General features: G+C 34.0%; 10 protein-coding genes. 4 read left to right on the top strand and 6 right to left on the bottom strand.

The window, feature by feature from the left end; all coding sequences use genetic code 11:
- Positions 1-3: 3 nt before the first annotated feature.
- Positions 4-1,203, bottom strand: coding sequence for a glycosyltransferase (locus PBT91_RS13505; RefSeq protein ID WP_270058989.1), 1,200 nt, complete (start codon positions 1,201-1,203; stop codon positions 4-6).
- A gap of 129 nt (positions 1,204-1,332) precedes the next feature.
- Positions 1,333-2,580, bottom strand: coding sequence for an oligosaccharide flippase family protein (locus PBT91_RS13500; protein ID WP_270058988.1), 1,248 nt, complete (start codon positions 2,578-2,580; stop codon positions 1,333-1,335).
- Between the two features lie 148 nt (positions 2,581-2,728).
- On the opposite strand from PBT91_RS13500, the gene PBT91_RS13495 reads away from it, so the two are divergent.
- Positions 2,729-4,789, top strand: a complete 2,061-nt coding sequence (locus tag PBT91_RS13495; RefSeq protein ID WP_270058987.1) for a tetratricopeptide repeat protein — start codon at positions 2,729-2,731, stop codon at positions 4,787-4,789.
- A gap of 45 nt (positions 4,790-4,834) precedes the next feature.
- Here PBT91_RS13495 and PBT91_RS13490 read toward each other — a convergent pair whose 3' ends face one another.
- The 4 genes from PBT91_RS13490 to PBT91_RS13475 all read right to left on the bottom strand — a co-directional run bounded on the left by PBT91_RS13490 (position 4,835) and on the right by PBT91_RS13475 (position 9,701).
- The gene (locus PBT91_RS13490; protein ID WP_270058986.1) at positions 4,835-5,974 is read right to left on the bottom strand and encodes a hypothetical protein; all 1,140 of its coding nucleotides are present in this window, start codon (positions 5,972-5,974) and stop codon (positions 4,835-4,837) included.
- 90 nt (positions 5,975-6,064) lie between these two features.
- The gene (locus tag PBT91_RS13485; RefSeq protein WP_270058985.1) at positions 6,065-6,598 is read right to left on the bottom strand and encodes a YfiT family bacillithiol transferase; all 534 of its coding nucleotides are present in this window, start codon (positions 6,596-6,598) and stop codon (positions 6,065-6,067) included.
- Between the two features lie 194 nt (positions 6,599-6,792).
- Positions 6,793-9,237, bottom strand: a complete 2,445-nt coding sequence (locus PBT91_RS13480; protein ID WP_270058984.1) for a DUF4114 domain-containing protein — start codon at positions 9,235-9,237, stop codon at positions 6,793-6,795.
- 275 nt (positions 9,238-9,512) lie between these two features.
- Positions 9,513-9,701 carry a hypothetical protein gene (locus PBT91_RS13475; protein ID WP_270058983.1) on the bottom strand — a complete coding sequence of 63 codons (189 nt, stop codon included), beginning with the start codon at positions 9,699-9,701 and terminating at the stop codon, positions 9,513-9,515.
- Positions 9,702-10,093: 392 nt separating this feature from the next.
- Between PBT91_RS13475 and PBT91_RS13470 the strand changes: the two genes are divergently transcribed.
- From PBT91_RS13470 to PBT91_RS13460, 3 genes are all read left to right on the top strand, one after another.
- Positions 10,094-10,957, top strand: a complete 864-nt coding sequence (locus tag PBT91_RS13470) for a glycerophosphodiester phosphodiesterase family protein (RefSeq protein ID WP_270058982.1) — start codon at positions 10,094-10,096, stop codon at positions 10,955-10,957.
- Between the two features lie 267 nt (positions 10,958-11,224).
- The gene (locus PBT91_RS13465; protein ID WP_270058981.1) at positions 11,225-11,509 is read left to right on the top strand and encodes an ArsR/SmtB family transcription factor; all 285 of its coding nucleotides are present in this window, start codon (positions 11,225-11,227) and stop codon (positions 11,507-11,509) included.
- A gap of 21 nt (positions 11,510-11,530) precedes the next feature.
- Positions 11,531-12,571: an LLM class flavin-dependent oxidoreductase gene (locus PBT91_RS13460; protein WP_270058980.1), complete on the top strand. Its 1,041-nt coding sequence runs from the start codon at positions 11,531-11,533 to the stop codon at positions 12,569-12,571.
- Positions 12,572-12,643 lie beyond the last annotated feature (72 nt).

Genomic DNA, 12,643 nt, shown 5'->3' with positions numbered 1-12,643 from the left:
TCATCACACTACGCTAACTCCATTTTTTAAGTTTCTATGTATAATTTTCTGAAATTCTTCTAAATACATGTCTGCTATTTTCTCCATTGGTAAAGAACAGGAGGCTTCGTAATTCTTTTTACCTAGTTCTTTTCGGTAACCATCGTTAGATACAATTGCATCTATAGATTTTGCAAGAGAATCTACATTAGAAGGCGTGAAAAACTGCCCACGATAACCTTCTTCTCTAACCAAAATACCTAAGTCACCAAGATCTGGAAGCACCACGGCTTTACCGTAACTGCCAGCCTGATGTAAAACTCCGGAGCTGCCGGTAGTTGAGGTGTAGGGAAACACAACTACCGCACTCTCTCCAAAGATCACCGGTACGTCTTTTTCTTCAACATAACCGGTAAATGTAAGATTAGGAACATCTTTATACTTCTCCTTCATGCTTTCTATATAACCCGGTGTATTAGGGCTATCTGTTCCTGCAATTACAATTTCCATTTCCTCATTCGAGGTTTTTCTTAGTTTTTCTATAGCTTCGATTAAGATTTCAACTTTCTTATAGGTTCCAAATTTGCCAAAAGTCATAATCTTTTTTGGACCTACTGGTAGATCGTAAGTTGGTTCTGGTGGCGTTTCGAAGGCACCATGCGGAATCAACATTACGTTCTTTTTTTTGTATTTTGACTTCAAAATATATTCATACTTACTAATGGTTACGGCCACAAGATCTGCCTGTAAAACCAATCTTGTAAGCGTTGTACCGATGCCATTGTATAATTTTTGCATCAATTTATTTTGAGTAAATCCTGCCTTTTCTAGATCTACCGTTTCAAGAATATTATGTAATAAAACTATAGTTGGGATTTTCTTTATTCTGAAAATCATAGGGAGCATTAAGCCTAAAGCTGCCGCAATTTTCTTGTCACCAAATTTCATGAATTGCAGATTGAATAAAATAGCATCTGGTTTTTCAGCTGAAATTGCTTTGTAAATATTCAAGATGTTTGCATAGCTATTAAACTTCCAGCAATCTTTAACCGTGATTTTGCAATTCGCATCAAAGTCAATTTGCTTTTCTTCTTCAGTATGATCTGTAATTAATACGATCTCTTCAACTTCATCTTTTAAAGCAAAATGCTTTACCAAATGGTATCCATACTCCGTTAATGTTACTTTGCTAGGAGGGAACGCTGTTACAATTGCTAGTTTCATGGTAATTTGGTTTTAAAATTCCTTTTTACAGGAGCTAGTTATGTGAGGAGTACCTCGATTAATTTTTATTGATAGTTCAAATATCTTTTAAAACTTCTCTTTATTTTTTCTTCTTCGATAGATGGTAATTTACTGTAGATGAGCTTTCTTTTTGTGTTGGTAAAAGAAATAACCAAGCTGAATTAAAAGCAATAAAACCATGATAATAATCTGTACAATAACCACTTGCTCTAAAGAATCATGGAAGAAAACGATTAATCCTACCTGGCCTAATCCAAATACTCCAGATAAAGCAACGGGTATATAGGTATCGATCGATAAAAAGTAGTACACAAATACGTTCGAGATCGCGAATAAAGAGGTTGCTAAAGCATACTTCCAAAGTAATGGTGCGATACTCGTATAAGCATCACCAAACATAATATCTATAATTAATTCGGGAACGAAATAGGTTACCGTAATAATGCTTATTGCCAAAAGACTAACAAAACCAACGTATTTAAAAAGTACCGGCAAGGTGTTCTCGCCATTCTTCTTTTTTTGCACAACGGTTGGCAATAAGATCATCACAAACATCCAGGCTACAAAGTAAACTAATCGACCAATCAAAGCTAAAGAAGCATATAATCCTGCATCGTAAGAGTCGAAATAATGTTTAACCAATAAGATGTCGCTATTATTAATAATTATCTGTGTAAGCTCGTAAAAAGCAGTAATAGCGATAAAGTTCACCAAGCTTTTACGATCAGACGCTTCTAAGGTTACTTTGGTAAAAAAGTTACCACTTTTTTTAAACGGAATTAACCCAAAAACAAAGGAGATTAAAATTCCTGAAGCAATTAAAACCGAAGAACCATTAGCCAAAAGCGTTACCAATAGCAAAGTGATCACTAATCGGCTAAACATTTCGGTTTGATAGGTTGCTGAAAGTTTGTAGAAACTTTTGCTTCCCTGATAAAAACCACGATTTACGCTCATTAAAAAGTAAAGCGGAATTCCAACACCAAAAATCACAAACATCCATTTACTATCGGTATTAAAAACCTGCTGTAGTTGCCCTGCAAATAAAACAACTGCAAGCGAAGCAATAATCCCAATAATTAGACTTGCTTTTTTTACGTAGTTTAGAAAATGAAGTTGTTTTTCAGTCTCATAACCGGCTGTAAATTTTGCTACGGTCAACTGAAATGTCATGGCGATAAACGACAAAACAAGTAAAAAAGTGATTAAAATCGCAGCATTGGCAAATTGCTCTGGTCCTAAAATTCTACCTAACAAGAGGTTGTAGAGGTAGTTTCCTACATTTACTCCCATTGCGCTCAACATAAAGAACTGTTCGGGAGTTATTTTTCTTACCTTTAGTTGTGATAAAATCATTTCAGTTCGGTTTTAGATTAGATATTGGAGCAAATATCTCTCACATTTCAATGAGAAGGGATTCTATTTCGTTGAGCGGAAGTTTTATGTAGATGAATGAAGACCAAAACAGGCTTAACTTGCAACTACAAAAATTAACCAAATACCCATGAAAAAACTTAGCCTATTATTATTCTTATTTATTGGAATTCAATTAGTTTCTGCCCAAGACATGCAAGAAGGTTTTGGATATCTGGAACAAGGCAATTTTGCAAAAGCAGAAACTTTTTTTGAAGGTATTCTAAAAGATTATCCCGATAATAAAACTGCAAATCTTTGTTACGGTAGAGCAGTAGGTTTAAATGGGCAGGCGCAAAAAGCGACTGCAATTTTTACTGATTTGCTTAAAGAGTATCCCGGCGACCTGGAAATCGAATTAAATTATGCCGAATCACTTTTATGGGGAAAACATTATGATGATGCTAAAGCATATTATAGCGATCTGGTACAAAAATATCCTGATAATTTTGCCGCACTTTTAGGTTTTGCAAATACCCTTTCTAACTTGAAAGAATACGATAATGCACTAATTTATGTTAATCGTGCTTTGGGAACTTCACCTGGAAATCCTAATGCTATGGTTTCTAAAAAATATATTCGTTTAGGATTTGCGTACCAAAAAATGCAGAATCAGGAATACGAGCCGGCGATAAGTTTATTGAACGAAAATTTAGAAGATTTTTCGGGCGATAGAGAATCTTTGCTGAATAAAGCCAATATCTACTTAATAACTAAAGAAACCGACGAAGCTAAAAATGTATATTTAGAATTAGCCAAAAACGCCAAAGATAGTATCGTCGCTTTAAACGGAATGTCGCTTGCCGCGCATATTGCTGAAGATGAAAAAGAAGCACAGACGCTTGCTGAAAAAGCGATTGAAAAAGCTGAAACTTTAGGAGATTCCACTTCTATACAGACTTCAAGAGAGCGCTATGCCCAGACTTTGGTTTGGAATAAAGATTTTAAAAATGCGGAAGCTTATATTTCAGAATTAATAAAAGAATACGGCGAAGAAAATTGGGTTTTGTCTTTGCGCGCAACATTAGGTATGTATCGAAGTGATTTTAAAGAAAGTATCGCTGATTATCGACAAATATTAGAAAAAGATACGGCTTCTTTTGATGGGAATTTGGGAATTGCCAATGCCTATTTTGCAGATGGTGAAACCGAAAACGCATACGATGCCGCTTATCAGACTTTAAAAGTGTTTCCTAATCAAAAAGATGCGACTAGTTTTATAGGAAAATTAGATCGCAGTTTTACGCCAACGGTAGAAGAAAAAATAAATTACACCTTCGATAATGGAGATAACAAGGCCTATGCTACCAATACGAATATTGAATTTCCGGTAAGTACAAAATTGAGCTTCAATGCAAATTACAACTATCGAAAAACCAGAAATAGCGTTACAGAAAATGAAGCAACTTCGAATAATTTTAGTTTAGGTGGAAGTTATAAATTTCATCCAAAAGCAAGTTTTCATGTTTTAGGAGGAATAAATTCAGCAAACTCTTTCAGCAATAATTATAACCAATTTTTAGCGCAAGCTTTTTTCAAGATAAAGCCTTACAAGTTACAGGATTTAGAAGTTGGGTATAACCGCGAAGTGCAGAATTTTAACGCTGATCTTTTAGATCGAGAAATTGTAGTAAATAATTACTATCTGAATTATAATATGGGAACTAATTTTAATTTAGGTTGGTTTACGCAGTATTATTTTAGCTCGCAAAGCGACGAGAATAGTAGAAATTTGCTGTTTACTTCTTTGTATTATAATTTCTTGTCGAAACCGGTTTTAAAAGGAGGTGTAAATTATCAATTTTTGAGTTTTAAAAATCAGGTGCCAACGATCTATTTTAGTCCGTCACGATTTAATGCGGTTGAAGTTTTTGCAGATTTCTTAATGGATGAAAATGCGGTCGAAGCCAAAAGTTTGTATTACGGTTTAACCGCAGCAGTAGGTTATCAGTTTATCGAAGATGATCCTAAACAGTCAACCTACCGAATTCAGGGAAAGTTTGGATATAAATTTTCTGAGCGTTGTTTGGCCAATTTCTACGGAACAAGAAGTAACATAGCTTCAGCCACTGCAGCCGGATTTACATTTACTGAATTTGGATTTAGACTGAAGTGGATCTTTTTGAATAAGCCGGTTTTTGAAACGAAGTAAAATAATGATCAGGAATGGGGAATTTAACTATTCCTGATTTTAGTATTAATTACCGTAAATATCTTTTAGAATTTCCAGTTCTTCTGTGGTCATAGGGAGCATCTCACTATTGGTCCATTGCTGCTTTTGTTTGAATTTAGCCACGGTTTTATTGAACGCTTTTTTAGAATTATAGTTGCTTCTAAATTTTTTGACTTTTTTTCCTTGAATTAATTTATTGAAGGCAATCTTGCCCTTCATCTCAAAATGATAGATGGAATCATTTTTAAAAAGCGCTGTTTTATCATTTGTGATTTCTGCATAAGACAAAAATTGTTTACTGTTCTTATCGGTGTTGTATTTAATGAACAAAGCAATTCTTGTAGTATAATTTGGTTCCTTACGTGTTAATTCTGGCATTTCGCTTCTTAGGTATTCAACTTTTATTTCTTTTATGGCGAGTTGGTTTTTATTTAAAAAAATATATCCGTTTGCTAAGTCTTTTTCTTCATCTCCAGATATGTCAATTTTATATATTTCTTCTTCCTCATTTTCAATTTTACCTGCATAGCTAAAGTTCATTGTTTTAAGTTTTTCTAACACGGGAGCGTTCTTTAGGCTAGGATCCATTATATTTAAAAACTCAGCTACACCACTTAAAAGATTCAATGGCTCATATTTTTCTGTCTTTTTAACCTCAGAAATTTTGGTTTTGGTTTCCTCTTCCAGCGATGCTTTGTAGGATAGAAAGTCGGTTTCGATCATTTCTACCCCTTTTCCATCTTTCTTTAAGCTATATCTAAATATGCCTGCTTGATTAAAAGGCTGTAAAAAGAAGTTTTTTGGAATGTTCTTAAATGCTTTTAAAATGGTGTCTTTCGCATTGAAGTTGTGTAAAACAACTTCATTCAAATTATAAGCGAGCGCTTTTAAATACAAGGTGTCCTTTAACTGTGTAGTAGTAAATTTTCGTGTTTGATAGCCTACATGAGAAAGTTTATAGTCTTTAAAATCCTTAGGCGTGAAAATAATCCCGTCCTGATTGCTCACACTTCCCTGATTAGTGCCATACTCTAGATTAGCGTAGGGAATAGGCTCTAGGCTTAGCGAATCTAAAACCAGCGCTTGTTGGGATAACATTGTTGCGGAACACGTCATAAAGACTGCCAACACAAGTACTCTGAAAACCTGAGAACAATAAATCATAGAATAAAGTCTTAAACTGATGGGGTAAATTAGTTAAAAGACTTATAACGGCAATGCCTAAAATTTAATTTTTTAGATTACGTTTAACTACTAAAATTTCCCCTTAAATTTAATCGCCTGTTCGATATGCGCCAGGTGGTGATTAGAATGCCATGCATACATCCCGATAGCGGTTTTTAAAGTGAACTTTTGTTTTCTTTCTGGGTGATAAAAAGTTTTTTGAAGTTCATCTTTGCTAAAATTCTCGATCAATTTTACCCAACGATAATGTAAACCTTCTAGCAAAATTAAGCTTTGGTGAATATCACATAAATAATCATCGAGATCTGACCACGCAGTTTCATCATAACCTCTAATCGCAGGATCATCTTCGGTTAAAGCGATTTTAAACCTGATGATACTGTTCATGTGGCTATCGGCCAGATGATGAATTACCTGTTTTATCGTCCAGCCTTCAGGGCGATACTGCCAATCTAATTGTTCTTCAGAAAGATCTTTAGTAAGATTCGATATTTTGGCGGGTAATTCTGCAATTTCTTTAGTCCAGGTTTTAAGCTGTTGCGGAGTAATTTCAGAAGGATTTATAAAAGTGCCAATGGGATATTTTAGTTGCTCGAGTGTCATGTTGTTAGATTGAAAAACGAATTTAGTAAATTATCTCGGGGTAAGCCCACAAGACTTTTTGGGGAAATAGATTTTTAATTTCGAGAGAAGCCTCGGGGGTATTCTACTCTTTGATGGTGCTAATAAAAAAGAAAATGCCGGGTAACCACTCCCGGCATTTTCACACATAACTAACCTAACCAACTAACCAATCATTAATTCACAACTAAACCAATTTGTGACTTCCCTTTATTATCTACGATAATTATGCTGTTATAGATTCCCGGCGGTACACTTTTTAATTGTATTGGGACTTCTATTTTTCCGTTTTCCAGTTCGTATTCTTTATTATGTACCATTTTACCAATCATATCAAAGATCATTACCTTTACTTTTTTACCTTTTTTTGGTAAAACCAGATTGGTATTATTTCTAAAAGGATTTGGATAATTATAGGCTTTCTTTGCAGGAGTATCTACTATCGCAATTGGATTTTCCTGTGAAGGAATTTCTCTAAAATTCGTAAACTGAACATTTTCTATGTTTACGCTAAATTGCTGAAATGCGCTATAATTCCCCTGTACAGAAAATACTATTCCTTTTAATGGCTCGCCTTTAAAACTTTCAGAATCATTTCGGAAATCTGACAATCTTAGGTTGTAGGTTTTTTTGTCTTCATTGGTTTCTATGGCGTAGCGATATCTTTTATTCCAATCTGTTAAGCCTTCGGTAACCAGGATCACTTCTACCGGAAGATTGCTTTTTGTAGTAAATTCTAAGGCTTCAAACCCATCAGTATAAAATTGTTGATCTCCGGCCAAAATGTTTCTGAAAACATTTAAAGTTTCATAAAGTTCACCATTTATAGCTACATTTCTTTCAATTTGATAAGAATTACTACTGAAACCATCCAAATTAGCCTCTTCTATACTAAAAGTATTAATTCGTGTTTCGGTATCGGCATAATCAATTCCCCAGGGACCATCGGCTAAATAAAGTGCGTCTGCTTTTGGCGAATTATTGCCCTGAATTTCTAAGCCAACATCAAATAAACTCCCGGCATCTACAACCACTTCTTCTTCATATTCAGAAGCTAAAGAGATGTTTTCATTGAATTCAGTTTCCGAAGCTACTTCGGTAGAACGAATTTTTCCCTGAACATGAATACCTGTAGCAGCAGAATTATTTTTAAGGCGTAGATATAATTGTCCGTTTTTATAAATTCCTTTTTTTACAAAAACACTGGGAATATCGCTTTCTTCTGTATTAAAACTTAAACCATTTGCAGTTTTAAACGTGTCGATAACGTGCTTAGCTAAAGTGCTCACCTGTCCCATAGCGCCTCCCCAAATTTGGAAGTTTGCATAATTTCCTTTTGGATAATCCCCAATATTCCAGAAGCTGTATAATTTATTTCCGCCAGATCCATTAAGCTGAACAGAAAAATTAAGTGCATATTCTACTTGCCCGCTTGCTCTAAGCATTTTGATCATAATAATCTCGTGTCCGGCTAATTTTATTGTTCTAATATCTTCTAAACTAGAGCTGTTTAATCGGTCACAAATTACTTTAGAATGATCGTAAATGTCATTATCGGTTAAGGTTGCTAAAGCGGCAGCGACACGTTTATCACCCTGGTAATAATCTACCGAGAAAATCTCTTTCGCATTTGTAATCGAAAGAAGATCTTCTGGACTAGATTCATAAGATTGCTCAGAACCAAACATCCCGGTTTCTGGTAGTAGGGATTCCAGATTCACCAGTGAGTTTTTCATGAATTGGCCCTGAGCTTTATATTTTGATTGTTTACGTTTATGATCTTTAAAGTTGTTTTGTTTAATTCTATTGAAATTTCTTTTTGCAATTAAAGAAGCTAAATCACCATTACTTTCTAATCCACCCATATTTGCAGAACTTACATCTGTCGCAGATTTTATATCCACAAAATTGGCAGTTCTAATCGCATCGTAAGGATTAGCAGTTACATAAAATAAAGCATCATTAAAATCCTGATCACAACTGGCATAATCTCTTCTAATATCTTCAAAACCAAGAATCACTCTTTCATTTTCTGGGTCTTCTAATAATACATTATGATATCTTAAATCTTCATCGGCTTCAGGATTATAATCTGGATTAGAAAATAATTGCCATAGCCCATCGGTTACGTGGCCTTTCCATGCATTTGCTAGAAGTACCCAGCCGATTGCGGTCCCTGCTTTAAAATCACCTATTTTAACTTTATCCCCAGCATAAAGTCCGCCGCCAGAACCAGCTCCAGATACGTTAGGGAAAATAATCGTAATATCTTCTCGATTAGGCCTTGGTGGTTTTGGAGCATTACTATCATAGGTATAAAAACCTAAAACATTTTTATAACCAGCACCTTCTTTTACGAATGTTACCCACACTGCAGCATCTTTGTCTAATATTAGATCGGTATCATAGCCGGCACTAATGTAGTGAGGATTATAATCTGGTACAGGATAACCTTCAGGAAGTGCATCAGAAATCATTTGCATGGTTTCTGCACTTATATCATCTCGACCAACTAAGTAATCTGGTACGCCTTGATCATCATAAGTTCCTAAGAATTTATAATTCTGTGCGCTTAAGGCTATAGAAAACAAAAGGCTAAAAAGAAGTAGTAGTGCTTTCATAACGCGACTTATTCACATCACGAAAATAAATCAGTTACTACTTTTATATTAAGTTAAATCGTTAAGCTATTTTTTAGTGTCGACGAGTGGTATTTGTTTTAAGGTAAACTGAATGGAATTTTACGATTTACAAAAATGAACTCGTAGAAGTAGGAAAGAAAATAATGAGTGTGCTGACTTATCCAACGAAAAATTACGGCTGATAAGTCAACACATCATATAAAATTAATTGAAACTGTCTGAATCGAATTTATTATCGATTCGACTGTAGAAGTTTACTTTTCTAAATTAACAACCACGATAAGCACATAATTGTCTTTACGGTTCATTGAGAGATTAACAGATTGGATGGTGTATTTCTCTTCCAAATGATTCAGCATTCGTTCTCTAACAAGGTTTTCTATTATAAAAGGATTTTCAAAATCAATAGGTTCATGAATTTCCAGATTAAAAATCTTCTGCATTATTTAAAATTTATAGTTTAATAGTTTCTCGCATCAACGAAGACCATCATCACATTATTGTAGCTATACCTTCTTTTATGTATTTTTTTAAGAAAGAAATCGTAATCAACTTTTAATGCTTTCTTCTGAAAGCATTTTTCAATTAATCCAAATCTAATATTCAATTAGAAATTAATAACTATAGGATAACTTCTAGTATATTTTCTTATTTTAATTTTGAAGCAATGAGAAGTTTTTTTATACAAAATCAGTTTAGTGGTTTAGAAATTGAGGAGCTATTTCTCCTCAATTTTCTAAACATCAATTTAACTATTCAAATTATATAGTATTTTTATTTTGTATTGTCTGCAATTACCTCTGAACTGAAGATTGAAATCATATATTGAAAATCCATGAAATACAAAGCTTTATTCATATTTCTGCTAATATCTAGGTTCTGTGGAGCGCAATCTAACTCTTCATTTCAGTACACTAACGAGAATCTTTTTGATCCTTCTCCTACTGTAATTCTAGTAGCTGCCCATAGAGGGATGCATACTAATTTTCCTGAAAATTCATTACAGTCTATCGAAGATGCTATAGTTCATAATATTGATATTGTTGAAGTTGATGTTCGTTTAACCAAAGATGGAATTCCGATTCTAATTCATGACAGGAAAGTGGATCGCACTACTACAGGTTCAGGTAAGGTGAAAAATTTGACTTATCAAGAAATTTGCGAATTATCTCTTTTGGATAAAGATGGAACGCCTACTGAGTTTAAAGTTCCGTCACTCGCAGAAGCTTTAAATTTTGGTAAGAATCAGATTGTATTTGATATTGATCTTAAAGTGAAGTCCAGACATATTAAAAAGGTGGCTCAGGTTATAGAAGATTGCAAGGCCGTTAATTCCGTATTTTTCTATGAAAGCAGATATGCAGTGATGCGAAAAATAGTTAAGTATCTTCCGTCAGCGATGCGCATGACAAAAGTAAATCCCAATCGACGAGCTATAAAAAGAGCAATGGTAAGTGTTAACCCAGATATTATTCATCTGGGTAATTCAGAAAGCCAAAGAGAATCATTGTTTATAGAAAAAATGCAAAAAAAATATCGAAAACCTGTTTTTGCAAACGCTCTAGGCAAATTGGACGAATCGCTGGAAGTTAGTCCAGATACCCTCAATTATTTTATAAATAAAAAAATCAATATTATTCAAACCGATAAACCCGATGTTGTATTGGAGTATCTTAAAACTAATGGTAAACATCGGTAGAAAAATTATACTGATGTCGAATTGATCTTTGTATTCTTATCAATACTATCCAGTTTTTATTCTTCAAATATTTCTCTAAAACGCTACTGCTTGTGGGAGCTAAATATTTTATAATGAGAGTCTATTTTTCAACATTTCTAGTTTTTTTATAGCAAGCTTAAAATAGATTTCGGAAACAAATTAATTCTTTGGTTATGTAAGGTTTTTTCACTATTCGCTACAAACTATGTGTAATGCTTTGTTAGCTAAATTATTTAATTAGAGAATTTGAATTTAAAAGAAGTAGAGAAAATAGCTAAGGCTTTAAGTGATCGAAATCGACTGATTATTTTGAAAGCGATCCAAAAAAACGAAGGAAAATTGGATTGTTCTGCGATTGTCGATTCATTAGATTTATCACAACCTTCAATAAGTCATCATATCAAAAGACTGGTAGAAGCCGATTTGATAATTCCGCATAAGGAAGGACGATTTTATTTTTATTCTCTGAATCAGAAAATTCTGGACGATTATTTAGCGACACTCAAGAACTTACAAAGCTTCAATGATTAATATATTGAAACATTTAAATATATGAATAGTAAAGACATAAAATACTCGATACTTGAGCTTGCTCATGTTTCAAAAGGAAATACATATAAACAAACTTTAAACAATTCGCTGGAATTAGCAAAATTAGCTGAGGATGCAGGTTATCATAGGTTTTGGTTTGCAGAACACCATAATATGGAGCACGTAGGGAGTACTGCGACTTCAATTCTTATGGGCTATATTGCTGATAATACTTCTAAAATTAAAGTAGGTTCTGGAGGAATTATGCTACCAAACCATTCACCATTGATGATTGCTGAACAGTTTGGAACTTTAGCACAATTATATCCTGGCCGTATCGATCTTGGTTTAGGAAGAGCTCCCGGAACAGATCCTAAAACTGCAAGTGCAATACGATCTGATTTTATGCAGGCTGCACAATCTTTCCCAAACGAAATTGCTAAGATTGAACGTTATTTTTCGTTAGAGAATAAAACTTCAGAAGTTAGAGCTCCCATAGCTGAAAGTGCAGATGTGCCGCTTTATATTTTAGGTTCTAGTACAGATAGTGCGCACTTAGCTGCCAGAAAAGGACTGCCGTATGCTTTTGCCAGCCACTTTGCGACAAAGCATTTACAAAATGCTTTAAGAATTTATAGAGAAGAATTTTCTGCTTCAGAAGTTTTAGATAAGCCTTACTGTATGGCAGGTGTAAATGTAATAATTGCTGAAACCGATGAAAAAGCAAATGAATTATTTACAACATTAATACGAATGTTTCTTGGAATTTTAACCGGAGAAAGAGAAGGATTAAAACCACCTACTCCTATGACATCTGAATTAAAAGGAGTATTAGAACATCCTTCAGTTCAGCAAATGCTTAAGTATTCTTTTGTAGGAAGCAAAGCAACCGTAAAAAGACAAGTACATGAATTTTTGGAAGAAACTAACGTAGATGAATTAATAGCAGTTTCTGCGATGTATGATGCTGAAGATCGAAAAAAATCTGTAAGTACATTTGCTGAAATAATGCAGGAAATCAATAAAGAATCCAAGAAATTTGAAGATCAAAAAGTGATGTAATTCTTGAAAAATAAAGATCACACTTCTTAAAGCTGACTATTCTGAAAATGAATGAGTCAGCTTTTTTATTGA

It is taken from the genome of Zunongwangia sp. HGR-M22, from assembly GCF_027594425.1.
Taxonomy (GTDB): domain Bacteria; phylum Bacteroidota; class Bacteroidia; order Flavobacteriales; family Flavobacteriaceae; genus Zunongwangia.
This window is presented reverse-complemented; position numbering and strand designations above follow the sequence as displayed.